17 protein-coding genes and 7 pseudogenes are annotated in these 23,119 nt (G+C 67.8%); 14 read left to right on the top strand and 10 right to left on the bottom strand.

Features of this window, described 5'->3' with window-relative positions:
• Positions 1-258: 258 nt before the first annotated feature.
• The 3 genes and pseudogenes from ACQEVY_RS00565 to ACQEVY_RS00555 form a co-directional block, all read right to left on the bottom strand.
• The gene (locus tag ACQEVY_RS00565) at positions 259-753 is read right to left on the bottom strand and encodes a lamin tail domain-containing protein (protein WP_432943625.1); all 495 of its coding nucleotides are present in this window, start codon (positions 751-753) and stop codon (positions 259-261) included.
• Between the two features lie 930 nt (positions 754-1,683).
• A pseudogene (locus ACQEVY_RS00560) lies at positions 1,684-2,180 on the bottom strand (lamin tail domain-containing protein).
• A gap of 1,231 nt (positions 2,181-3,411) precedes the next feature.
• Entirely contained in the window at positions 3,412-4,116 is a 705-nt protein-coding gene (locus ACQEVY_RS00555; RefSeq protein ID WP_432954991.1) for a helix-turn-helix transcriptional regulator, read from the bottom strand.
• Between the two features lie 84 nt (positions 4,117-4,200).
• Here ACQEVY_RS00555 and ACQEVY_RS00550 point away from each other — a divergent pair, with 84 nt between their 5' ends.
• The 4 genes and pseudogenes from ACQEVY_RS00550 (at position 4,201) to ACQEVY_RS00535 (ending at position 8,396) form a co-directional block, all read left to right on the top strand.
• Positions 4,201-4,641: a hypothetical protein gene (locus tag ACQEVY_RS00550; RefSeq protein ID WP_432943623.1), complete on the top strand. Its 441-nt coding sequence runs from the start codon at positions 4,201-4,203 to the stop codon at positions 4,639-4,641.
• Positions 4,642-4,805: 164 nt separating this feature from the next.
• A complete protein-coding gene (tal, locus tag ACQEVY_RS00545) occupies positions 4,806-5,921 on the top strand; it encodes a transaldolase (RefSeq protein WP_432943621.1) in 1,116 nt (371 codons plus the stop codon).
• Positions 5,922-5,954: 33 nt separating this feature from the next.
• A pseudogene (locus ACQEVY_RS00540) lies at positions 5,955-6,409 on the top strand (winged helix-turn-helix domain-containing protein); the annotation flags it as partial.
• A 610-nt stretch (positions 6,410-7,019) separates the two neighbouring features.
• Entirely contained in the window at positions 7,020-8,396 is a 1,377-nt protein-coding gene (locus ACQEVY_RS00535; RefSeq protein WP_432943619.1) for an SAVED domain-containing protein, read from the top strand.
• A gap of 15 nt (positions 8,397-8,411) precedes the next feature.
• Here the strand turns inward: ACQEVY_RS00535 and ACQEVY_RS00530 are convergent, their stop codons facing one another.
• A complete protein-coding gene (locus ACQEVY_RS00530) occupies positions 8,412-9,551 on the bottom strand; it encodes a hypothetical protein (RefSeq protein WP_432943617.1) in 1,140 nt (379 codons plus the stop codon).
• A 367-nt stretch (positions 9,552-9,918) separates the two neighbouring features.
• Here ACQEVY_RS00530 and ACQEVY_RS00525 point away from each other — a divergent pair, with 367 nt between their 5' ends.
• The 5 genes and pseudogenes from ACQEVY_RS00525 to ACQEVY_RS00505 form a co-directional block, all read left to right on the top strand.
• Entirely contained in the window at positions 9,919-10,893 is a 975-nt protein-coding gene (locus tag ACQEVY_RS00525; protein ID WP_432943615.1) for a hypothetical protein, read from the top strand.
• Entirely contained in the window at positions 10,890-11,474 is a 585-nt protein-coding gene (locus ACQEVY_RS00520) for a hypothetical protein (RefSeq protein WP_432943613.1), read from the top strand. The genes ACQEVY_RS00525 and ACQEVY_RS00520 overlap by 4 nt, the downstream gene beginning before the upstream one ends.
• Positions 11,468-12,745, top strand: a complete 1,278-nt coding sequence (locus ACQEVY_RS00515; protein ID WP_432943611.1) for a HesA/MoeB/ThiF family protein — start codon at positions 11,468-11,470, stop codon at positions 12,743-12,745. Before ACQEVY_RS00520 ends, ACQEVY_RS00515 begins: the two co-directional genes overlap by 7 nt.
• Positions 12,742-12,927 carry a hypothetical protein gene (locus tag ACQEVY_RS00510; protein ID WP_432943609.1) on the top strand — a complete coding sequence of 62 codons (186 nt, stop codon included), beginning with the start codon at positions 12,742-12,744 and terminating at the stop codon, positions 12,925-12,927. Before ACQEVY_RS00515 ends, ACQEVY_RS00510 begins: the two co-directional genes overlap by 4 nt.
• 86 nt (positions 12,928-13,013) lie before the next feature.
• A pseudogene (locus ACQEVY_RS00505) lies at positions 13,014-13,316 on the top strand (helix-turn-helix domain-containing protein); the annotation flags it as partial.
• A 111-nt stretch (positions 13,317-13,427) separates the two neighbouring features.
• Here ACQEVY_RS00505 and ACQEVY_RS00500 read toward each other — a convergent pair.
• On the bottom strand, positions 13,428-14,279 hold the full coding sequence (locus tag ACQEVY_RS00500) for a helix-turn-helix transcriptional regulator (RefSeq protein WP_432943607.1): 852 nt from the start codon (positions 14,277-14,279) through the stop codon (positions 13,428-13,430).
• An 87-nt stretch (positions 14,280-14,366) separates the two neighbouring features.
• Between ACQEVY_RS00500 and ACQEVY_RS00495 the strand changes: the two genes are divergently transcribed.
• Positions 14,367-15,170 (top strand): SDR family NAD(P)-dependent oxidoreductase, encoded by an 804-nt coding sequence (locus tag ACQEVY_RS00495; RefSeq protein WP_432943605.1) that lies wholly within the window; start codon positions 14,367-14,369, stop codon positions 15,168-15,170.
• Positions 15,171-15,193: 23 nt separating this feature from the next.
• Here ACQEVY_RS00495 and ACQEVY_RS00490 read toward each other — a convergent pair.
• Positions 15,194-16,068, bottom strand: a protein-coding gene (locus ACQEVY_RS00490) for an IS5 family transposase (RefSeq protein WP_432943603.1) whose coding sequence is annotated in 2 segments (ribosomal slippage) — positions 15,194-15,678 and positions 15,678-16,068 — 876 coding nt in all. Because the reading frame shifts where the segments join, the coding sequence is not laid out codon by codon here.
• 47 nt (positions 16,069-16,115) lie between these two features.
• Between ACQEVY_RS00490 and ACQEVY_RS00485 the strand changes: the two are divergent.
• Positions 16,116-16,716, top strand: a pseudogene (locus ACQEVY_RS00485) (integrase core domain-containing protein); the annotation flags it as partial.
• 896 nt (positions 16,717-17,612) lie between these two features.
• On the opposite strand, the gene ACQEVY_RS00480 reads toward ACQEVY_RS00485, so the two are convergent.
• Positions 17,613-17,990: a S26 family signal peptidase gene (locus ACQEVY_RS00480; RefSeq protein ID WP_432943601.1), complete on the bottom strand. Its 378-nt coding sequence runs from the start codon at positions 17,988-17,990 to the stop codon at positions 17,613-17,615.
• A pseudogene (locus tag ACQEVY_RS00475) lies at positions 17,953-18,132 on the bottom strand (transposase); the annotation flags it as partial. The gene ACQEVY_RS00480 and the pseudogene ACQEVY_RS00475, both read right to left, overlap by 38 nt.
• 168 nt (positions 18,133-18,300) lie before the next feature.
• Here ACQEVY_RS00475 and ACQEVY_RS00470 point away from each other — a divergent pair.
• Positions 18,301-18,693 (top strand): peptidase inhibitor family I36 protein, encoded by a 393-nt coding sequence (locus ACQEVY_RS00470; RefSeq protein ID WP_432943599.1) that lies wholly within the window; start codon positions 18,301-18,303, stop codon positions 18,691-18,693.
• Between the two features lie 464 nt (positions 18,694-19,157).
• Here ACQEVY_RS00470 and istA read toward each other — a convergent pair.
• A pseudogene (gene istA / locus ACQEVY_RS00465) lies at positions 19,158-19,949 on the bottom strand (IS21 family transposase); the annotation flags it as partial.
• A gap of 415 nt (positions 19,950-20,364) precedes the next feature.
• On the opposite strand from istA, the gene ACQEVY_RS00460 reads away from it, so the two are divergent.
• Together ACQEVY_RS00460 and ACQEVY_RS00455 are read left to right on the top strand one after the other, a co-directional pair.
• Positions 20,365-20,673: a hypothetical protein gene (locus ACQEVY_RS00460; RefSeq protein ID WP_432943597.1), complete on the top strand. Its 309-nt coding sequence runs from the start codon at positions 20,365-20,367 to the stop codon at positions 20,671-20,673.
• A gap of 1,537 nt (positions 20,674-22,210) precedes the next feature.
• Positions 22,211-22,519: pseudogene (locus ACQEVY_RS00455) on the top strand (GmrSD restriction endonuclease domain-containing protein); the annotation flags it as partial.
• Positions 22,520-22,608: 89 nt separating this feature from the next.
• Here ACQEVY_RS00455 and ACQEVY_RS00450 read toward each other — a convergent pair.
• Entirely contained in the window at positions 22,609-23,088 is a 480-nt protein-coding gene (locus ACQEVY_RS00450; protein ID WP_432943595.1) for a WD40 repeat domain-containing protein, read from the bottom strand.
• Positions 23,089-23,119: the final 31 nt, after the last annotated feature.

The raw sequence follows: 23,119 nt of genomic DNA, 5'->3' as shown, positions 1-23,119 counted from the left end.
CCGCCCTCAAGCCAACGAGAACCGCCGAACGCTCGCAGAACACCCACTCAGAGCACCAAACCGCCTCCCGCAACCACCAACAAATCACATACATAGCCAGGGGCCGCTCCGGGGGCATATCGACGTGTTCGATCAGGCCGGGGTTGAGGAAGGGGTAACCCCCGCGCAGGCGGGGGTTGTTCTGTGCAGAGCAGGCTTGGGGGTGGGCTGCGATGCGCGCGACGTGGCGGTGGCCTCTGGGTAGCGTGTCAGGGTGGCTCAGCGGTCGTGGTGGCCGCCGGCGCGGTGGTTGTGGTCGCCCCAGGAGTCGGTGTCGATGACGCGGCCACGGTCGTTGCTCAGGGTGGCGGTATCCGAGCGGTTGTCCCACACATACCCGTGCCGGTCCTGGTAGACGTCGCTGCCGCTGTCGCGGCCGGTGCCGGTGTGGACGCGAACGGTGGCACGCCCCGCCAGCCAGAAGCCGTCGAAGGTGTAGGTGAGGCCGTCTTCGTCCGACAGCGTCCAGCCGTCCAGGTTCACCGCGTGGCGCGAGGTGTTGGTGAGCTCCACCCACTCTCTGTTCAGCGAACGGTTGCTGCCGTCGTCGTAGCCAGGCGAGTTGTACTGCACGTTGCTGATCTCCACGTGCGGCCGGTGGGGACGCGGGGCATGGTCGGCGGAGGCCGGCACGGCCGTCGCTCCCACCAGGGCGCCGGCCGCGGCGATGGCGAGGGACAGGCGGCGGGCGGTGACAGACAGGGAAGCAGACATGAAGACCCTTCATTTCAGTGGTAGCAGACCGGAGTCCGGCATAGAAGGTGCCGAGGTCTGCTGGTGTGGGGCCCGGCCCAGTGGCCGAGGACCCACACACTCCCGCCCAATCTGCCCGATATAAGCGTTACGCGACGCCTGTTACGAATTGCCCATAATTTCGTGACGGTCGCCTGCATGATCCATTCACCAAACGAAACCAGTCTGCCTGGTGCCCCGTCAGCTCCGTCTGCCTCATGAATACCGGGCCGACTTCGACCTCGGCCAGCACACCCCCTTCCGGCCCTCTCGCCAGCCCGTCACCCAAAAGTGCGTAACAGTACGAGCATGGGCTGCCGGGCATGGCCACCCTGTCGCTGTAAGTCCGCTGGCGAGGGCGTCCGTGGTCTCAGTCGACCGCTGCCGGTGCTGCAGGAAGCCATTCGCTACCCGGGCGCACTGACCTCAGGGGACATCAAGGGGCAACGGCGCGGCGTCAGCCGCGTTGTCCATGCCGCTCGTCACCGGTCATACGCCTGCCGCCTCTCCGCCTTCGCCACTGGAACCGGTCGGTGACGCCAGTTGCCGGGCCGCCGTCTTACGGCCCGTGCTCGGCAGGTTTCGCCGGCGATCGCACGCATGTGAAAGCCCCGGCTGGACGGGGGAGACCAGCCGGGGCAGTGAGGTGGTGGCGTGCGGAGGGCGGTCGCCTCTCGGCGGAGGGCTCCATGGGGCTTCAGCCGGACGATCGTCCCCATGGGCTGTAGGTGAGGCCCGGGGACACTGTCCCCTCCGCAGCCACATACAGATGAACCGTCAGCTGCCCCCAGTTGTTCCATGCCCGCTCCAGCGGTCGCTGTGAGCTGAGGCACCCCCCATGGAACAGGTCAGCTGAGATTGAGCCGGGGTGGGCCCGCTCCCGCCGGGGGAGGTGGGGGCAGGTGGGCGGAGTCAGCTGTGGTAGCGGATGTAGCCGTTGCCGTCTCGGCCGTTTGCGGTCTTGGTGGAGGCGTGGACGTCTGCGCGGTTGCCGGAGAGTAGATCGTGTCGCGGTCGTTGTTCCACATGAAGTTGCAGGTGTCGCGGTGGACGACGTTTCTGCTGTCGGAGTCGGAGTCGGAGTCGGTGCCGTTGCCGCCGCGGAGCTTGATGTAGTCGCCGGGCTGGAGGGAGTGGCTGGCGGTGAAGGTGAAGCGGTTGCCGGCGGCGTCCTTGACGACGTAGCCCTTGAGGTTGACGGTCGCCGAGGACGAGTAGTTCTTGATCGTCAGGTATTCCTCGTCGGTGTTGCCGGTGGAGCAGCTGTTGGAGTCCGGGCCGGACGCGTTGTACCGGACTCCGCGGACCTTCAACGCTGAGGAGTACTCGGCGGCTTGAGCCGGTGTGGCAGCGAGAACGGCCAGTGCGCCGGTTGCGGCGGCTGCGGCGATGACGGAATGCGTACCCATGATGAGGTCCTCCCTCAATGGTGCTGATGAGGGGCAGAAGTGCGTTCGGTGTGTCAGGTGAAGCGTTGGCAGAGGCGGCGCAGGTAGTCGTCCCATTCCTGGTCGGTCCGCCGCACAAGGGTGTTGGTGCGGTCTGTTGACAGGCGCAGCCAGACCTTGTTTTGGTCCTCGAGATACCGCGTCCTGCGGTGGCCGCTGTCCCGCCCGGACTGCCGACCCGAGTGACCACCGGGGAGGCTCCGGCGCAAATGCCCGCCGCGTTCCTTCAGCGGGACCGCCGGGCTGCGGGTGACGTTGGGGGAGCTTCGGTGCCGTGGCCGTCACCGCGTAATGTTGTGGGTCTCCAACCCCGCCGCACAGGAAAGGTTCTCCGGCTCCTTGTGGCAGGCGACCGGCTTTGTGCCCCCAGGGCGGCCGCGGTGACACGAGGAGCAGTAGTCCATGTGCGGTCTTCCTGGGTTGGCGTGTCGTCGGCCCGCCGGGCTGCGGCGGGTGAACGGCCGCGCGTGGGATCGAGCGGCCAGTAACGCTAACGGGGCTGCCGGAAGGCTGTGTGCAGCCGATGTGGCGCTCCTGCACAGGTTCTTCGGAGGCGTGTGTGGGGGGTGTGGGGTGAGGGTGGGCGTGCGGGACCGGGTCGGCGCGTAAGTTCCGGGGCTGCACTCATCGCAGTGGTCGAAGCCGCGTTGGTACAGCGCGGAGCAGCAGTGACAGCGGGAGGCGAGACCGTCGATGAGGAATCCCTGACCTTGCTGACCCGGTTAGAGCGTCTTGTGCAGTGAGTGCGCATTGGGTCGAAATCGTCGCTCAGACAAGGGTGGCGATTCCCCGTCTGCCGTGCCGTTGTCGGGTGCGGCTTCGGGTGAGTACCGGACTGAGGCCGGAGGTCGCCGGGCACGCCAAGATCCGTCGTCGGCGGCTCGATCACCACGAGACTGCTCGCGTTCGTGCGTGAGCACAACATGAGCGGGCAAGTGCGGCTGAACGCGGAGGGCTGGACCAAGACGCCCGCCGTGTTCGGCCGCACTTGCCCGGGCCCAGGGCGTCGCCCCCGCCCCTGGCGTGAGCCCAGCTGCGACGACTGGCGGTTGGCCCGTCGCCGGGCACCGTTCCTTTGCTTGGGCCGGGGTCCTGCGGCGGATCCCCCGGTTACGAAGCCGTGATCGGTGCGGTGGCGTCCATGACGTGCTCCTCCGGGATGTCGAGCTGCCGGGGCGGGTGGTGTTGCGCCTCAGGATGGGCGCACGCTGGTGGGCGGTGAGGATGCCGGCTCCAGGCGGACGCAGCAGTGGCCGGGGCTGGGTGCCAGGCACGCCTGGAGGCTGCTTTCGGCGAGTCCGTCCAGCACGCCGCGCAGTAGGTGGAGGTTCATGCCGCACACCGTCTGGGTGTGTTCGCGGGCGAGCGTGTGGAAGGGGCAGTTGCCCAGGACGATGGCGTCACCGTCGCAGCGGGGTTCGAAGCCGCTCTCCTCCAGCACGGCGAACACGTCTGTCTGGCCCGGTCCGGTGAGCTGTGTGCCCAGTTCGTGGGCCTTTCGGTGCAGGACCGCGCGGGCTGGCTCACCGGTGGCTTCGGATTCCTCCAGCGCCTGGGCGAGGAGCCGTCCGGCCAGTTCGTAGTGCCGCTCGGGCAGGCTGACGGTGACCTGTTTGCTGGAGCGCTTGTAGAGCTTGGCGGGCCGGCCCGCTCCTGGGCCGGTGCGTCCGCTGCGCCGTGCGTAGACGACGTCGAGCAGTGATTCGTCAGCCAGCCGGTCCAGGTGGAACGCCGCGGTCTGCCGGGCAAGGCCGAGGGCCTCGGCGGCCTCGTCGCGGCTGACCGGTCCCGGCTGGCGCACGACGTGGTCGTAGAGCCTCCTGCGGGTCGGTTCGTCGAGCGCGGCGACGGCGGAGACGCCGGGGCGGGGTGCTTCCTTCGAGTGGTCCACGAACACCAGTGTAAAACCCATAGCGATTGACTAAAGAAGGATTCCGCGCTTCTATCGATAGTGAGAGTTGTCGATAGAAGGAAGGGCGTCATGTCGTCCTCAACCACAACCACCACCACATCCGCCTCCTCCCGGCGGGCCGTACTCAACGATCCCGGCTACCAGGCGTTCGTCATCCTGCGCACCGGGTTCACCGTGGCGCCGGTCCTGTTCGGGCTGGACAAGTTCGCCAACCTGCTCGTGGACTGGCCCGTCTACCTCGCGCCGTGGATCAACGATGTCGTTCCGGGCAGCGCCCAGGCGGCCATGTACGCAGTCGGAGTGATCGAGATCGTCGCGGGCCTCGCCGTGGCGCTCGCCCCGCGCTTCGGGGGCTGGCTGGTGGCCGGATGGCTCGCCGGGATCATCGTCAACCTGCTGACCATCCCCGGGCACTACGACATCGTGCTGCGCGACTTCGGCCTTCTGCTCGGCGCGGTCGCCCTCGCCCGGCTTGCACAGCGCTACCACGGCAAGCGGCAGTCTCACTGACGGCAGGCCGGTCACGGAAGATGACGGGCGGGTGGGCCCCATCGGCTCACCCGCACGCGTGGCCGGGGCGGGCTCGGCAATCCGGAACGCGGGTTCCAGACCCGCCCGGCATCGAATCACTGCGCCGTCGCCGGCCTCCTTGCGTGAAGTGAGGAAGGAAGATCATGAGTGAGAAACTGGACCGGCTGGCCGCTGAAGGCGTAGCGGTCTGGCTGGACGATCTGAGCCGGGAACGGCTTGCGGGTGGCCAGCTGACCGGCCTGGTGGGGGAGCAGCGGGTAGTCGGCATCACCAGCAACCCGACGATCTTCGCCAAGGCGATCCGCTCCGGTGCCCGCTACGACGAGCAGGTAGAAGGTCTCGCCCGGCGCGGGGTTCGGGTCGAAGAGGCCGTCAGGCTGCTGACCGCGTTCGACGTGCGCTGGGCCTGCGACGCACTGCGCCCGGTGTACGAGGCCAGTGACGGTATCGACGGGCGAGTGTCGCTCGAGGTGGATCCGCGCGTCGCCCACGACACTGCGGCGACGGTTGCCGAGGCACGGGCCCTGTGGTGGCTGGTGGACCGCCCGAACATGTTCGTGAAGATCCCCGCCACGCAGAAGGGCCTGGAGGCGATCAGCGCGGCGCTTGCCGAGGGCATCAGTATCAACGTGACCCTGATCTTCTCTCTGGGCCGCTACGACCAGGTGCTCCGCGCCTTCCTGGAGGGCATGGGCAGGGCGCATGCGGCGGGCCACGACCTGACGTCCATCGCGTCGGTGGCCTCCTTCTTCGTCAGCCGGGTGGACACCGAGGTCGACAGCCGGCTGGACAAGATCGGCACGCCGCAGGCGCGGGACCTGCGCGGCCGGGCCGCGATCGCGAACGCGCGCCTGGCCTACCAGCACTTTGAGCAGGCGTGCGCATCGGACCGGTGGCGGGCCCTGGCGGCGGCCGGGATGCGCCCGCAACGCCCGCTGTGGGCATCCACGGGGGTGAAGGATCCCGCCTACGACGACACCCGCTACGTCGACGAACTGGTGGCTCCCGGGGTGGTCAACACCATGCCGGAACAGACCTTGCGCGCGGTCGCGGACCACGGCCGCATCCAGGGCGACACCATCCATGGCACCTACGCGGAAGCCCAGCAGGTACTCGATGACCTGGACGCTGTCGGAGTGTCCTATGACGGCGTGGTGCGGGTGCTGGAGGACGAGGGCATAGCCAAGTTCACGGCCTCCGGCAATGAGCTCTTCGAACAACTGGATACCGAACTTCACACCAAGCGCGCCGCCGCCTGATGCCCCGCCGGTCGCCGACCGGACCATCCCGGAGCAGCTGTGATCGCCAAGGACCTGCGGGTGAGCGTCCGTTCGGTGCAGCGGTGGCGGCGGACGTGGGACGAGGGCGGTCCCCGGGCGCTGCGGTCGCAGGGGCAGCCGGCATCGTTTCCGAGGCGAGCGAAAAGCAGTTCGCGCAGTTGGAAGCGGAGTTGGCCAAGGGTCCGGCCGCGTATGGCTGGGAGGATCAGCGGTGGACGTTGGCGCGGGTCAAAACGGTGATCGGCCGGCGCTTCCACCTGACCTGCAGGATCCAGGGCGTGCGCAAACTCCTGGTCCGCAACGGCTGGTCCTGCCGGGTTCCAACCCGACGCGCTGTCGAGCGGGACGATGACGCGGTCGCCGGGTGGGTCAAGGAGGTGTGGCACTGCGCGGGAAGACTCGCGGCGGCTCGTGGAGCCTGGCTCGTCTTCGAGGACGAAGCCGGATTCTCCATGGCGGCGCCGCAGTTCCCCTTCGAGATCAGCTGGTACCTGCGGCAGCGCCGTTCGCCGATCGCCGGCTAGGCACCGGAAGGTTCCCAATAAATGTGGCGGCGAGTGGAGGGCATGCTGTGCGTGTCACGACCAGGGATAGATGAAGTGATCTTGGCCTTCTCAGTGCCTCCTGACCTGCGAGGCTTCAACAACATGCGGACGGCGTCCGGGAGCAACTGACCTGCGGATTCTCTGATTTGCAGCCCTCTTACCTGGCTCACCGTAACTTGCCATGGACTGACATCAAGTGCTCCTGGACGTGTTGCGGGGCGGTGATCAGCGCGGCGTGGATGGCCCGTAGGCGGGCTCTTAGCGATCTTTCGTGGGGTAGTTGTGGCGTCAGCGGGCGTGATCGAGGGCCTCGGCGCGCGCCTGGCGCCTCAGGGGCGCGATGGACTTCCGGTACGGGTGTGGTGGGCACGCGGGTGATGCTCTACTGAGTGCTGTTGGTTGCGGTGTGGTTTCCGCTTGAGTGGGGGATCGTGTTTCGGTGCCTGACCTTCCTGCCCCGAGTTCGACGGGGGTTCGTATCGCCGGTGACCGGTATCAGTGGCTGGTTGCGTGGCAGGGGTGTGTCACTGCAGTGCGGGATGCGGAGCTGCGCGCATCGAACCCGGTGGTGGCGGTCGGCGTCGAGGTCGACGGCGTGGGAAACGTGGATGATGTCGTCCTGTACCGAAAGGAGCCGCCGCACACTTACACACAGGTCAAGTACGCGGCGGACAGCTCCACCCCGGTCAATGAGGACTACCTGCTCAAGCTAAGCGATAAGGGCGGCCCGTCGATCCTGCGGAAGCTGGCGCAGGCCTGGCAGCAGCTCACCGAGGACGGCACTCCGGTCGACCTTGTGTTGCTGAGCAACCGGTCCCCGGACGCCGAGGATCCACTCATCTCGCTGCGGGATTCCCGCACCCAGCTGCTCGTGCCCAAGGCGGCGCAGCAGGGCCCGAGATCGAAGAAGGGCCAGGCCCGCAGGCGTTGGGCTGATGGCGCCGGGCTGAGCGAGGAGCGGCTGCTTGACCTGCTGAAGGCGCTGCGCTTGGACCTGGCACGGGACGTGATGCACCTGCACGAGCACCTGCAGATGCTGATGCTTGCTGCAGGGCTGCGATTCGACGAGGAGGCGATGCACGCCGGCGCGGACTGGGTGGCCCGCCAAGTCGCCGACGGCCAGCGCCGGTTGTCCCTGGCAGACATCAGGGAGGCGATCCGGTCTCTTCGCCTGGAAGCCGGCTCCTCGCGTGCGGTGGTGTCCATCGCCACCCTGAAGCCGGATCCGATGGCGGAGGATGCCGACTACGTGGTGGATTGGATGGACCGTTTCGAGGGCGACTCACCGTATGTGAAGCGGCGCCCGCAGGCCCCGGCAACCTGGGCGCAGCTGCAGGCGGACATCGAAGCCGCACCGTATAGGATGCCGCCGGGCACGACCGCGGTCGCCGTCACCGGCAGCCTGCGCCTGGCACCCGCGTTCGTGGTCGGCGCCGCCTTTCGCATGGTGACCGGCGTCGACCTGGCCGTGGCCCAGCGCGATCAACTGTGGTCGTCCGCCGAAGCGTACGAGGCTCCGCTGGCGCCTGCCGTCGGCGAGCACGCCCTCGGTCTCGGACCGGATCTCGCCGTGGCCATCGCGGTCGCCACCGACCCGACGCAGGACGTGCTGGACTTCCTGCGGGAGCAGCAGGTGCCCGTCTCCCGGCTGCTGGTACTGCGCCCGCCCGGCGGGCCGAAGGACAACTCCATCCCGGATGCCGCGGCTGCCAGCGCGCTGGCCGTCGGTATCCGGGACCTGCTGCGCCGTGCCTGCCGCACGCACCCCGCAATCCACCTCTTCCAGGCCGGGCCCAGAGGCCTGTCCCTGCTGCTGGGCAACCGGTGGAACCGGCTGCGCCCCACCACTGTGTACGAGGACGTGAACGGGCAGCAGCTGTACGAGAAGGCGTTCGTCATCGACGCATGAGGCCCCGGCATGCCTCTACGAGCTCGCCGCCGGGGGAGACGTCGTGCCTTGAGCCAGGCGAAGATCGTGATGGACGAGAGTGAGGCGGTCACGAGCCGTCAGCCAGCCCAGCGCGGCAGCGATCGGCAGCGGGCCGTGGAAGAACAGCAGTCCCTCCACCGCGATAGTGTCGCCGAGACGCTGCGCCCACTCTTGCCGGGCGGCTTGCCAGCACTCCCAGATATAGGTGGTCACCGCGGCGTAGAGGGCGGAATCGTCGGGCAGGTAGGCGTTGCCGGTGTCGATGACGAGATAGGCCCCGCACGGGCCGTTCGCGTGTGCCGGGCCCGGTGGCGACAGGCGGTAGCCGGTGTGGTGTCCTGGCCCGCGGGTGACCTGTCCGGTTGCTGCCACGTGGCGGGCGTCATCGATCATGGAGCCGGCCGATGCGAGACGTACGATCAGCGCGATCCGGTGACGCTGCTGTCCGGCTGCGTCGGGTATCTCCACCAGCTGCGGCCGGCCGGATGCGGGAGTTGCCAGGTGCCGGCTCAGCTGACCGCGCTGGTGGTCGCTGAGCGCGGCACGCAGCGAGCCGCCGAGCTCGACTCCAGGGACCACCGAGCGGCCGGTCTGCTGCGACAGATGCATCACGGCCAGCGACAGCTGGGCATCGTCGGCCAGGCGCCGGCCCAGAAGGAACCCGTCCTGCAGATGAGCGAGTACATACAGGGCGACGTCGGGCTCCGCTCCAGCGGCTGCTCGCAGCTCTTCGATCTGCGCATCGATGAGCCGGGCGACGAAGTCGACGACGTCCAAGCAGCCCGGCACAGAGCGCTCACCGGGCCACAGGACCGCGCGATCGACGACCAGTACCGCGCTGTGCGCACGGCGAGAGGCGTTCTTGAGCGCCACGACCCGTGAGGCCTGCGTACGGTCGGCCGGATACAAGCTGACCACCACGCCGAGCCCGCGCGGGCGCTGCAGCACCCACCCCACCAGCACCAGGGCAAGGGCGCCGACGAAGACAACGGCAAACACCCACTGCCGGCTGGTCCACTGCTCCAGGATGCTCGGCACCACACCCAAGGCGACGGCCGTGCAGGCCGCCATCAACACGGTGCCACCGCCCTCCCGGGAGACCACCAGCCGCCTCAACTGCCCGAACCACCTCACGCGAACCCCCTGCTCTGCGCTCTGGACACCTGGGCTGAAGACTCTTGCAGTGATCATGCGTTGAGAGGCGCGCGCGTTCCATGGCCGATACCCGAACAAGCCGCAGCCCCGCGCCCGGTGGCCCTGACCCGGGCTGTGCCTGTTCATCTGATCACTACTTCCATCTGTGCCAAGTCCGTAGCACCGACGCCCACGAGCACCCCCGTGTGATCGACTGGCTCTGATGTGAGGGGCGTTGTCAGTGGTGGGTCGTACCGTGGTGAACGAGCAGCCATCGATGCCTGTTTGCGGCCGCGGCGCCCGACTCGGGAGCCTGCAGCCGCGGCGTGCACCCGGGCTGGACAACGCACCCGAGGAGGCACACCGCATGGGGGTCGACGACGCGTTCAACACGTTCCAGAAGACCGTCGACGAGGACATCGACAAGACCAGACTGGCCCGCGAGCGCCGGGACTTGTTCAAGACCGCCCTCGGCGGTGAGCCCGACGTCCTGGAGGTGTTCGGCTCAGGCTCGCTCAGCCGCAGCACCCAGCTCAAGCCCATCCACGACGTGGACATCATCGCCATCTACGACCCCGACGAGCACCCCGAGTGGGGAAGCGACGGGCCGAGCGCCGAAGAGGCCCTCGAGTACATCCGCCGCCAGGTCAACCGGCTGCTGAGCCAGACCAACGGCACCCACGACAACGTGGTCCGGCACACCCTGCTGCGCAACCACGCGGTCAAGTGCTTCCTCGACGACCCGGACGACCCCGACGCCTTCACCGTGGACGTCATGGCCGCGCTGCGCCAGGCGGACGGCTCACTGCTCATCCCCGAGACGCTCACCACCCGGTGGGTGCCGGCCGACCCGGAGTACCTCATCGACAAGGTGGCCGACCACCAGCGCGCCTGGTCGTACTTCCGGCCGCTGGTGAGGGTGCTCAAGCAGTGGCGGCACACCGTGCCGGTCGAGGGGCGCATCAAGTCCCTCGTCATGGAGGTCCTCGCCCTGAACTGCATGCCCAAGTCCGGCAACCGGTCCCAGGCACTGAAGACGTTCTTCACCGCCGCCGCGGTCCGCGTCAACGAGGGCGTATGGGACCCGGCCGACCTGTGCGGCGAGATCCAGCCGGACCTGGACCGTGTGGGCCTGTCCGCGGCGTTCGCCGAGGCCGCAGACATCGCCGAGCGGGCCTGCGCGGCGGCGGCCGAGGGCGACACCGACCAAGCCCTGCGGCTGTGGCAGCAGATCCTCGGCGAGGACTTCCCGGCGCCCGCCGCCCCAGCCAAGGCACCCACCCTGATCACCGCGCCCGCGTTCATCACCCCGCGCCCCATCAAGGACGCACCCCAGGGATGACGACCGCGCACACCTCCACCGACCGCACGCCCATCCCCTGGTGGGCGTGCGAACCACGCCGATTGCACCGCGACCGCGAGGAGATCACCACCCGGTTCCCGGGCCTCGCCTGGAACGACGAAGGAGCCGGAAGCTGGGAAGGCAGGCTGCCGCGCTGGCCGTTCGACCGGCCTGAGCCCGAGCACCTCACCGGCTGGATCGGCGACGAAGGACTCCTTCTACGCATGGAATACAGCCAGGCCTACCCCATGGTGGCGCCCCGGCTCGTCCCCCTGGACCCGCTGCCCGAACCGTATGAGTGGACCCAGCACCGCTGGCACGTCAACGGCGACGCCACCCTGTGCCTCCTGCGCGACGACATATGGACGGGCCGCGAGTCGGTCGTCGACCTACTACTCACAGCAGCCGGCTGGCGCGTCGAATACGCCCTGATGAAGTCGGGGGTGATCGAGCAGATGTCCGCCAACGGCATCGTCGACGACCTCTGCTTCGATCACATCCTCACCCAGCCCCCAGCTCCGCCCGACGACCCCGAGCGCAGCGACCAGGCCACAGCCGGACAGGACCGCCCAGCGTGCTGATCCTCATCCCGCAGCAGGCAGCAGCCCAAATACGGTCCCTGGGATCGTGGGGACGGCTGTCCCTGCGCATCAACGACCCGGAACAGTACGCCGTTGTACGGGGCCTGTCGCAACAGGGCCAGACGATCCTGCCGGTGGAACCGTCACCCGAGCACCGTCTGCTGGCCAGCTACCCGTCCGTCTCGACCGGCTGGTGGCTGAGCGCCAGTCCCGACCTGCACCTGATGTGGCTGGCCCTGAGGGCACGACGCGGTACTTCTCTCAAACTCGACGCATTCCGAGCCGCCGTGCCCAACGGCTACAAAGCACCCGGAGCACCGGGCTACGTGGCCATCACCTACGCCCCAGGGCTCAAGGACGCCTACCCCGAGCACGAGCTGCCGGATCTCCTCGCCTGGCACGTCACGCCCGGCGGTGCGCAGCCCGTCGCCGTGTCCGTCGAGCCCGGCATTACCGGTATCCAGCAACTGAACGACCACTGGCCCGTGCACGAGCTGCAGAGCAAGCGGATCATGCTCGTCGGAGCGGGAAGCATCGGCTCGGCCACCGCGCACGCCCTCGCCGGCTACGGCATCGGCTCTCTCACCCTCGTCGACCCCGACCGGCTCGACTGGCACAACCTCGTCCGGCACACCAGCGCACGCAAGCACACCGGCCGGCACAAGGTCACCGCTCTCGCCGAGGAACTCACCGCTCTGCGCCCCGACACGAAAGTCGATGCGCGAGCCCTGGACGTCATCGAGCACGCCGACCAAATCCGGGCTCTCCTCACCGACACCCACCTCGTCGTATGCGCAGCAGACGGGATGGCCGCGCGCCGCGTCACCGGCCACCTGGCCCGCCGCGCCGGCCTCACCGCCGTTCTCGCCTGCGTCCTGGAAGACGGCGCCCTCGGCGAGATCCTCCGACTCCGCCCTTGGCCCCAACATGGCTGTCTCACCTGCCGGCGCCACAACCTCACCGACACCGGCAGCCTCGACCCCGAGCCCACCCTGGACGCCGGATACGGCACCGGCACCCGGCACCGCCCCATGACCGCCGTCGGCTCCGACCTCCACCTGGTCGCCCACCTCGCGGCCAAGACCGCCGTCGCGACCCTCCTCGAACGCGCCGGACACCCCGACCAGCGCCTGCCGGGCGAGCACGCCCTGCTCGGCCTGCTCCGGCAACCCGACTGGGCCCCACCGTTCGACCTCGACCGCACCGCCGAACTGCGCTGGCTCGACGCCACCCCGCCCCGAACCGGCTGCCCCACCTGCGAAGCACCATGACCCAGCGGCCCGTCACCACCGTCCACCTCACCGCCCCGGCCGCCCACGTCATCACCACCGAGCTGCGCACGGCCGACTACACCACAGAGACCGGAGGCATCCTGCTGGGACACCACGCCCAAGACACCTGTGGTGTGAGGTCTCGGGACTTCTTTGACGTTGTGTTCTCGGGACATCCTTGACGCCGACGGCCTGTTGGTGGTCTTCTCCTGCCTGCCTGTTTCTGGATCTTCGGGTGGGGTGCGGGGTGGAGCACGACCGGGCATGGCTGGTCGATCAGAGGTACCGGGCGGTCCGGGAGGTGCTGGCCGGGTCGCCGATCACGGAGGTCGCGGTCCGGTACGGCGTCTCCCGGCAGACGGTGCACAACTGGCGCCGCCGCTACGAAGCCGACGGCATCACCGGACTGGAAGAAGTCTCCCGGCGCCCGCACCACAGTCCCCACCGGGTGACAGCCGAGGTCGAGGCGGCGATATGTGAACTGCGGCGGGCCCATCCGCGCTGGGGCGCCCGCAGGATCGCCTACGTCAGCGTTCGCGGGGTGGCCCCGGTGCCGTCTAGGGCGTGTGTCGAAAGTGGTTTCTCAGGGGCCGTGCCGTGCAGGGCAGGGCTCAGAAGCGCGCGGGCGATGCTGACCGGTGTCGGTCCACATCAGGGGACGTTGAAGTACGGCCGGTGTGGCTCAGCGCGTGACGTCCATGCGCTGTGTGCCGATGACCGACAGCAGCCGTAGCGCCTCTTCGGAGGGCGAGCCTGGGACCGCGGTGTAGATCACGACCTGCTGGTCGCGGTCGGTGATGTCGAGGACGTCGCAGTTGACGGTGACGGGGCCGACCAGCGGGTGCTGGAAGGTCTTGCACAGGGTGAGCTCGGCGGACACGTCGTGGGATTGCCACAGGCGGGTGAACTCTTCGCTTCCGTCGAGGAGTTCGGCTACCAGCTCGTCGACCTCTGGATCGTCGGGGTAGCGGGCGGCGGCGGCGCGCAGCCGCTGCGTCGAGATGCGGGCGAAGGCGTCCGCGTCCGACACTCCGTACAGCCGCTGCCCCTGCGTGTGCGGGCCAAGAAAGACACGGCGCACAAGATTGCGGTCGCGTCGCGGCAGGGCGGAGAAGTCCTCCATCAGAGCTGCCGCCAGATCGTTCCAGGCGAGTACCTCGAAGGTCGCGGACGTCACGGTTGCTGCGGCCTGCGGCAGTCGGTGCAGCAAGTCGAGGATGCTCTGCCGTACCCGTCGCGAGGGGCCGGCCGACGGGAGCGGCGGTGCACCGGCGAGGTGGTGGAGATGGTCACGCTCGGCGTCCGATAGGCGCAAAGCCCGAGCCAGTCCGGCCAGCACCTCGTGTGACGGGTGCGGAGCCCTGGCTTGCTCCAGCCGCGTGTAGTACTCGGTCGAGATGAACGCCAGCTGCGCCGCCTCCTCGCGGCGCAGCCCCGGGGTGCGGCGGCGCGGGCCGGCGGGCAGCCCAACCTCGGCAGGAGTGATCCGTTCGCGTCGGCTGCGCAGGAAGTGCGCCAGTTCTCGTCGATCCACATCCCCAGTGTGTACAGACTTCGGTCGGCACAGCCAGGTACTGCTGGTGTCTGGCTCGGCGTCGCGGACGGGGGCAGGCTCGCTGCCATGGACAACACACCTATCACCGGAACATCCAGCGCCCCGGCTGCGCTGGGCCTGCTGGCCAACAAGGTCGCCTTCATCACCGGTGCCGGACGCGGCATCGGTGCTGCTGCGGCTCGGCTGTTCGCCCGTGAGGGCGCCCGAGTGCTTCTCGCGGCCCGGACGGAGGCCGAGCTGAAGACGGTGGTCGAGGAGATTCGGGCGGTGGGCGGCACCGCGGAGTACGTGGTGTGCGACCTGGCCGATGCGAACAGCGTGCGCGCCGCCGTGGACCGCGCCGTGAACCTGCACGGTCGGCTCGACATCGCCTTCAACAACGGCGCGACGATCCAGCAGCCCGGTTCGATGGACCAGATGCCGGAGGCCGACTTCGACCACATCTACGCCGTGAACCTCAAGGGCGTCTGGCTGGCCATGGTCGCCGAGATCGCCGCCATCCGAACCACCGCCGGGACCGGCGCCATTGTCAACAACTCATCTGTCGGCAGCCTGATGGGCAACCCCGAGCTGCCCGTTTACGGCGCGATGAAACGGGCGGTCAACAGCCTCACCGAGTCGGCTGCCGTCACGTACGGCCCGGGAGGCATCCGCGTCAACGCCATCGCCCCTGGCAACACGGCGACCGAGATGATAAGCACCTGGGAAAAGGGATCACCCGGTCTCCGAGAGCGGCTCACGGCGCACACCCCGCTGGGCCGCGCGGCCGACCCGCAGGAGATCGCGCAGGCCGCTGCCTGGCTGCTGAGCGACCGCTCCTCCTACGTGACCGGCACGGTCCTCCGGGTCGACGGCGGCGCGCGGGCCTGAGCCAGGGACGCCTCTATCCCTGTTCACAGCCACTCGTTGATCGCCGCTACGAGGACGGTCGCCTCGTAGCGGACCGCGAGCTTGTCGTACCTTGTCCCCACAGCTCGGTGCCTTTTGAGTCGATTGATGCCGCACTCAACCGCGTGCCGAGCTTTGTAGGCCTCCCGGTCGAACTTCGGCGGACGGCCGCCGCAGGAGCCGAGTTTCTTGCGGTTGCGGATGTGATCGGCCTTGTCCGGGATGGTGCAGTGGATCCCGCGTCTGCGCAGGTAGGCGCGGTTCTTACGGGAGGCGTAGGCCTTGTCGGCGCGCACCCGCGTGGGCCGGGTGCGTGGCCTGCCCGACCCCAGTCGGGGCACCCTGATGCGACCCAGGACGACCTCGAACTGCGGGGAGTCGCCGCGCTGCCCGGCGGTGATCACGACGGACATGGGCTTCTGGCCCTGCTCGACGGCCAGGTGCAGCTTGGTGGTCAGGCCGCCGCGCGAGCGCCCAAGGCCGTGGTCGCCCGGCTCGGTGGAGACGCCGCCGGGCGGCTCCTTCTGCAGGTCCCCCTTTTTCGTGCCCCGGCGGCATGCTGGTGGGCACGGACGATGGTGGAGTCAACGTTGATCTCCCAGGTGATCAGGTCCTTGGCATCGGCCCGGACCTGCAGGGCTGTGAAGATCCGCTGCCAGGTGCCGTTGCGCTGCCACCGACGGAACAGGTCGTACACCCGGCCCCAGGGTCCGTACTCCTGCGGCATGTCCCGCCAAGGGATGCCGGTACGGACCCGGAAGCGTATGCCGTCAACCAGCCGCCTCCTGATCCATATCGGCGGTCGGCCGAGCTTCTTGCCCCTCGGCAACAGGGGCTCCAGCACCGCCCACTGCTCGTCCGTCAAATCTCCACGCACCATGAACCAAGATCATCCCACGATCAAGATCCACTTTCGACACACGCCCTAGGGCCACCGTTCACCGGGTCCTCACCCGCAACAGCCTGGTCGTTCCGCAGGAACAGCGTCACGTGCGCAAGTACAAGCGGTGGCAGCGCGAGGCACCGATGCACCTGTGGCAGCTGGACCTGGTCGGCGGGGTCTTCCTTGCCGATGGCCGGGAATGCAAGATGCTCACCGGGATCGACGATCATTCCCGCTTCCTGGTCGTGGCCGCCGTGCTCGCGGTCCCCTCCGGCAGGGCTGTCTGCGAGGCATTCGCCGCAGCGATGCGCCGGTACGGCATCCCCTCCGAGGTGCTCACCGACAACGGCAAGCAGTTCACCGGGCGGTTCACCAAGCCCCGGCCGGCCGAGGTTCTCTTCGAACGCATCTGCCGCGAGAACGGCATCACCGCCCGTCTGACCAAGCCGCGATCACCCACGACGACCGGAAAGATCGAGAGGTTTCATCAGACCTTGCGGCGCGAACTCCTCGACCACTCAGGGCCGTTCGCCGACCTTCCCGCGGCCCAGGCCGCTATCGACGCCTGGGTATACGCCTACAACTACAAGCGGCCCCACCAGGCCCTCGACATGGCCACCCCCGCCAGCCTGTTCCGCCCCACCCGGCCCCAGCCCGGAGATCCACTGCCGTCGGTCGCCGGGCCGGCAGTTCCCCAGGCTGCCCCGGCCTCAGTGGCCATGCCCACGCGGGCAAAGTCTCCGGCGACGGCGGCGGACGACGGGCCTGTGCTGCTGTCCAGCTCGAATGCCGTGGAGTTCGACACCGTGGTCGCCGACAGCGGGGTGCTCAATGTCCTTCCTCGCGTCCAGCGGCTTCGGCTGGCTGCCGAGCACGCCGGGCGCCTGGCACACGTGTGGGCCGATGAGCACAGCGTCCACATCCTGATCGGCGGCGAGCACGTCCGCACCGCTGCGTCCAACTTGACCAGCGGCGACTTGGAGGAGCTCCGGCTGCGCGGTGCTCGCCCGGCCGGCCAGCCCCCGGTCGCCGCCGTCATGGCCCGCTCCAGCCGACTCTCCGCCGGCGCCGTCGTCGAGGTGACCCGCGCGGTCGACGCTACGGGCTTCTGCCAGCTGGACGGCACCGCCCCCAACGTGGGGACACCGCTGGCCCAGCAGCAAGTGACACTCCGTCTGGACGGGCACTTGGTCCATGTTGTCGCCGACGGTGTGCTTGCCAAGACCCTCCCGTCACCGATTCCTCCCGAGCGACGGGCCCACCTCCGCGGCGCGCGCGTGGCAACCGACCCGCTGCCCGCACCGGCTTCCGGGCCGATCAGCGTCACGCGCCGTGTCCCCCGCGATGGCGTCGTCATGGTCACCCGGCAGCGGCTCCGCATCGGCCGCACCCACGCCGGGAAGACCGTTCGGATCCTGGTCGAGGACACGCACTTCCGGGTTCTCCTCGACGGTGAAGAGCTCAGCCTCCACCCCCGCAACGACAACCAACCAGTCACCCGCTTCAAGGCATACGCACCCCGCAGCAGCAACGGCGAGACGTCAAAGATCTCCTGATGACACGACGTCAAAAATCTCGTGAGACGTCACACGACAAGGGGCTTGTCTGGGCAAACAGAGGTCCTGATCGGGCCGTTCACCGGCCTCCCGGAACGCGGCCGTCCCTCGTCGTTCCGAACGGCCGGGGGGGCGTGGCCTGAGGACCGTGCCGAGGACGTGGGTTGTTGCGAAGTAGCCGGCCTGGCGGGAGTCGTAACTGTTGTCGGTGTTGTCGCCCAGCAGGACGAGCGCCCCGGCCGGGACACGGTCGTCCGCCGTGGCGACCGGCTCCGGCAGGGCTCCGGGCGGTGGCCGGCCGCCTGCCACTGCCGCCACACGCTTGAGACACGCCGTGGACGTAGGCCTCCATGACGACCGCATACAGGGCCCGGTCGATGCGGCGGCGCCGCTCCAGCAGCGCGGGAAAGAAGCTCCCCGACCGCAGCTTGGGGATCGCCAGGTCCGGGTCGCCGGCCTGGGTGCTGAGCGTCTTGTCGCGGTGGCCGTTGCGCAGCGCGGTGCGCGTGCTCCCCTCTCAGGTCAGGGCCAGGCTGCCTAGCGCATTTTTCGCAAGTTGTTTGTTCGACACCGACGCCCCGAAGGCAAACAATCCTGAGCTGCTAGTTCTTGAGCCGAGCACCGTACGAGCATCTCACCAACCGTCACACGGGATCCCGGAGAGAGGAACGAAATGGCTTTGCCCACGGTCTCCACGAACCTCGCCAAGGTTTTCACCGCCGGCGCCGCGGCCGCTCTGCTGATGCTGGGCGCGTCCCCGTCGTCAGCGGCGCCGACCGCAGCACCGTGCAGCCAGGGAACGTACTGCTGGTGGTCCGGTGCCAACTTCGGCGGAAACGGAATCTCGTACACCGGTGATCTCGTCACCGGCACGTGTTATCTGACCACCAACGTCGGCTCCGTCCGTTCGTATGCCCACTATCACCGCCAGGAAGGGTACTTCTACGCGAACAGCAACTGCACCGGAAGGTCCCACGCGGTGCGGGCGCGCACCGAGAGTCGCGACATCGGATTCAACGCCTACAGTTTCAAAGCTGCCTGCGTTTCCTGCCTGGCCAAGGACTGAACCGTGAGATTCAAGGAGGAATCGTGTCCGTACGTCACTTCGCCGCGACTGCACTCGGGTGCGCGCTGATATTCGGCGCCACAGCGACATCCGCCGAAGCGGCTTCGCCGACGGAGACAAGGGACACGGCCGCCCAGGCATGCACTCCGGGCGGCCCGATCAGCATCATCAAAGGAACCAACGTCAACATGCGCGCGACACCGGGTGGACGGTGGGTCGGTACGGCCCAGAACGGAGACTGCGTCTACTGGTACGGGGCCACATCAGGGCCTGCGGTGACCTGTCCAGGCGGTCAGGTCGAAAACGTTTGGCACGATGTGTTCAACTACCGGATTCTCAAGCGGGGATGGGTTTCGGCCTGCTTCCTCTAGCACGCGAAAGGCCGTTCTCTCCCTCACGAGAGAACGGCCTCCGAATTCTCGCGCTCCCGGAGCACGAACCGATGCCAGAACGGTGGTGTGGATGCGCCGGTTGGCCCGGATGAGCCAGTCGGCGAGCTGGATGTTGAAGTCGGTCGGCGATGCGAAGATGCGGCCGGGCAGGAAGCTGGTCTCGAGATAGCCGTTGGCCCGCTCGACCAGACCCTTGGCCTCCGGGTCACCGGGTCGGCACTGATGATGCGGATGCCCAGCAGCCCAGCGAACGCGGCGAAGTCCTCGGTGAGTTGAGGCCGTCCGCCCCGCCAGGAGCCGACCGCGGCCTCATTGTCCCAGACCAGAGCCTTCGGGATGGCCCCGAGTCCGGTCAGCAGCCGCCAGTGCCCGGAGATCAGGTCGGCCGCCGTCTTCGTGGGCAGCATCCTCGCCGTGATCCACCGCGAATAGCCGGCCACCATCACCAGCACCGGCGGGCTCGCACTCTGCCCGAACCCGAGCGGGATCTCAGCGGGCGGGAACCACAGATCACACTGCGCGAGTTCACCCGGCTCATAGCCGGTCCGCGAGACCGGATCCGCGGCCCGGTAGTCCGGCGGCAGGTCACGGACCCGCCGCTTGAGCACCGAGTACGACCTGTCCAGCCGAGCCGTTCCGTGATCACCGTCGCCGGCATCTCCGGGAACCGCTTCAGCAGATCCCTGATCTCCGGCTCGACCGCGTTCACGATCGAACCCCTCGGCGCCCGCTGGTACTTGGGCGCCGCGTCACTCGTCAGGGCCCGCCGAACCGTGTTCCTCGAGATGCCCAGATGCCTCGCGATCGCACGGATCGGCATCTGCTCGACCGGCGAATCTCCGCCCAGTCCTCCACGTCAATCACCCTTCCTCCCGGCCTGACTCAACGAGCCCAGACCTCTGAAGGGGGTCAACTCTCAAAGCCCACTACTGGTCCACTTTTCAGAGGCCACCGACACCGGCCGATCCGGCGGCGCGGGTGGGGGATGAGCACGTGTGATCTCCTCCAGACGTCGGTGGACAGCGCCGCGTCCCGCTGGCGTGGGGTCGCACGACGAACTTCGTCGGCGGGGAGCGGGAGCGGGGCAGGGTCAGACAGGACAGAAGGTTTCAGCCGGTCACGGGCCTGCTCACTCGCAGTGTCGGGTTACCGGATTTTTCGAGAGTTGTTTTGTTCGGCAGTTTGGTCCGAACGCGAACAATGCAAAGCCGCTACATCTAGGGCGGACGGTCCAACTAGGTCACGGCATGGGTCAACCGACCGCAGTGAGGGGGCGTGAATGATTCGCAGCAAGCTGGCCGCCGTCGCCACGGCTGGCGCAATGGTCCTCGGTGGAGTGATCGCCGGTGCTGGTACGGCTTCGGCCAGCCCTCGGGACACGGCTGACGCGGCAGGACCAACTTCGGCCGGTGATTGCTTGTACGTCCTCAACACCAGCGGCTATCGCACAACGGCAGCAAGGGCCGACGCCTGCAACATCGGTGCATCAGATGTTCTGGGGGCTGTCCAGATCTGCCAGATCCGTCTCTGGAATACCGAGGTCGGCGAGTACGTCGCGAGGGTGGCTTGTAACGCCGCCAGTGATTAGACGAGTTGGGAGAAGCGCATCATGAGAGACAAGTTGCTCCGTAGACGCCGCTGTGCCTGCGCTGCGCTTGCTGCTGCCATCGTCGGCAGCACGTTAGCTTTCGGCACCACAACAGCCAGCGCATCGGCTGCGAGGTGGGGATGTGAAGGAGGCTCGCCGGTCAGTTTGCCGGGCCCCAGGACGGCACGCATCAACAACTACGATGCCTACGGCCGTGTCATCGAACTGCGTCATGCTCCGGAGATCTACAGTGATCCGTCGATTGACGAGCCAGACTGTACGTGGGGGCGTATTTCCAACGCACGTGTTGGTGACCTCGTCTGGGTCGACAGGTCCTCGAACGGAGGTCGTACGTGGAGTCAGCTCTCCATTACCCGCGTCACCTCCGGGACCTCTGCCTTCACGGGCGCGTGGACCAATGCCGGCACCTTGATGCGTGCGTGCATATCCGTGCCAAACATCTCGGGCGCCAAATGCACCCCGGGGTGGTACTGACACGACTCGTCGTGCCCTCGATGGGCGACTTCGCTGGCCGGTGTGCACCCGGCCGCCGAGCCGCCAGCAACATGTGATCGGGACAGACCAATGTCGGTGTCCCGATCGAGCCCTCGGCTAAAGGCCTGAGCACACAGGTCATAGCTCTTGTGTAGAGCGCCCGGAAGACGGCACGAGGTGACACCGCTGTAGTCGCAGCTCACTGGCGAGGCTTTATCGGCTTGCATGCTGATGGCCCGCACCCCGAGAGGAATGCGGGCCATCAGTGACGGAACTCAGCTTGGCGTTTAGCGTCGCAGGTCACCCGACCTGCTGGGGCCGCAAGAGATGGTCAAGTGAACGCGAGGCCCGCCTCGACGCGTTCCGCTGGCTCAACCGCTACAACACACGACGCCGTTACTCCCGCCTCGGACAACGCAGTCCCATCGCCTACGAGACAGCACTCGACACAACATCAACTACGCCGGCCCAGGCCGCATAACCCGTGTCCAAGATTCCGGGTCAAGGCCCAGCCAACTTCAAGGAGGAATTGTGTCCCCGCGTCCCTTTGTCGCAGCTGCACTCGGGTGTGCACTGGTACTCGGCACCGCAGCGGCATCCGCCCAGGCGGCTCCGCCAGCACAAACAGAAACCACAGTAGCCCGGCAATGCAACATCGTAATCAAAGGATCCAACGTCAACATGCGTAGGACGCCCGGCGGACAGTGGGTCGCCACGGCACAGAATGGAGACTGCGTGCGTCTGTACGGGGCTACAAGTGGCGGACCCAGTGTGCAATGTACCGCCAACGTGCGTACTCCCGTTTGGTACGACACGTTTAACTATCGAATCTCTAAAAGGGGATGGGTATCCGCCTGTTACCTCGGCAACCCCTGACGCTCTTCAGGGAATTGCCGTAGGGAGTCCGCACTGCGTCCCGTCGACCGCCGGCACCTGGACGGCGGCGAACGCTGGCTGAAGGACCCGGCGGCCAAGGCGGCGGCCGCCGACCGTATCGCCCAGGCCGTCGGCGACGACTCCGCCCGGACGGTCCGCCTTCTGGCCGAGACCCGAAGCGTGGGACTCCGGCGATGACGAGTGGGACGGCCGAGCGGCGCGCAGCGTACGCCAACGACCTCGGCGCGGACCGCTCACTGGTGGCGGTCACCGCGAAGAGCAACAGGTCCAAAGGCGACAAGGACCCGCCGAATGGATGCCGCCTGCTGAGTCCGTGGGGTGTAGGTACCTCGCGGACTGGGTTGCGACGAAGTTGCGCTGGAACCTGGCCGCGGACCCGGCGGAGCGCCAGACGCTGACCCGCCGTGCCGAAGGCTGCGACGACACGGTGCTGGAGGTGGCACCGGCCCCGTAGGACCGGGGGGAGCCGCCACTGCCGTAGCGGCGGTTGGGAGGCGTGTCACAGTGCACAATCCAGCAAAGACCGAAGTGCGGGTCCCTGCTTCAGGGACAGGGGGATTGATAGGAGATAGTTCCCACGTACTGCCGCCACTGTTTTCTCGAGAACGTGTGCTTGGTGGCGGTGCAGATGCGCTGGATGGCCCGGTCGGCGTTCAACTCCCATAGCAGGGCAGTGCCGTCGTCGCTGCCAGTGGCGAGGGTGTGCCCGTCAGCGCTGAAAGTCACCGCCGTCACGGGTTCGGTGTGCCCCTTGAGGGGGTTCCCGAGAAGGGTCGGCTGAGGGGTGTCGGCGAGGTTCCACAACCGGGCGTCCTCGTCGTCGCCGGCGGTGGCGAGGGTGTGGCCGTCGGGGCTGCTGGCTATCGCGGCGAAGGAAGTGTTGCTGCCTGCGAGGAAGCGGGCAGGGCTGGTGAGAGGGCGTGTGATTGGTTTGGGGTGTGTGGGAACTGTGATGTCCCAGAAGGAATCGGGGTCGTCGTAATTGCCGGCGATGAGGGTGCGCCCGTCGGAGCTGAAAGCCATTGAGACGAGGTCGCTGGTGCTGGTGGTGAGA

This window comes from Streptomyces sp. CA-288835 (assembly GCF_050936385.1).
Classification (GTDB): Bacteria; Actinomycetota; Actinomycetes; order Streptomycetales; family Streptomycetaceae; genus Streptomyces.
The sequence above is the reverse complement of the archived record's forward strand: the minus strand, read 5'-3'. Positions and strand labels throughout refer to the sequence as shown.

What these genes read in the sequence shown, in the direction of transcription:
- ACQEVY_RS00525 (WP_432943615.1), top strand. Translation starts at nt 9,919, where the DNA reads ATGGGGGTCGACGACGCGTTCAACACGTTCCAGAAGACCGTCGACGAG.
- ACQEVY_RS00510 (WP_432943609.1), top strand. Translation starts at nt 12,742, where the DNA reads ATGACCCAGCGGCCCGTCACCACCGTCCACCTCACCGCCCCGGCCGCC.
- ACQEVY_RS00550 (WP_432943623.1), top strand. Translation starts at nt 4,201, where the DNA reads ATGTCGTCCTCAACCACAACCACCACCACATCCGCCTCCTCCCGGCGG.
- tal (WP_432943621.1), top strand. Translation starts at nt 4,806, where the DNA reads ATGAGTGAGAAACTGGACCGGCTGGCCGCTGAAGGCGTAGCGGTCTGG.
- ACQEVY_RS00565 (WP_432943625.1), bottom strand. Translation starts at nt 753, where the DNA reads ATGTCTGCTTCCCTGTCTGTCACCGCCCGCCGCCTGTCCCTCGCCATC.
- ACQEVY_RS00460 (WP_432943597.1), top strand. Translation starts at nt 20,365, where the DNA reads ATGATTCGCAGCAAGCTGGCCGCCGTCGCCACGGCTGGCGCAATGGTC.
- ACQEVY_RS00450 (WP_432943595.1), bottom strand. Translation starts at nt 23,088, where the DNA reads ATGGCTTTCAGCTCCGACGGGCGCACCCTCATCGCCGGCAATTACGAC.
- ACQEVY_RS00520 (WP_432943613.1), top strand. Translation starts at nt 10,890, where the DNA reads ATGACGACCGCGCACACCTCCACCGACCGCACGCCCATCCCCTGGTGG.
- ACQEVY_RS00495 (WP_432943605.1), top strand. Translation starts at nt 14,367, where the DNA reads ATGGACAACACACCTATCACCGGAACATCCAGCGCCCCGGCTGCGCTG.
- ACQEVY_RS00480 (WP_432943601.1), bottom strand. Translation starts at nt 17,990, where the DNA reads ATGCGGTCGTCATGGAGGCCTACGTCCACGGCGTGTCTCAAGCGTGTG.
- ACQEVY_RS00470 (WP_432943599.1), top strand. Translation starts at nt 18,301, where the DNA reads ATGGCTTTGCCCACGGTCTCCACGAACCTCGCCAAGGTTTTCACCGCC.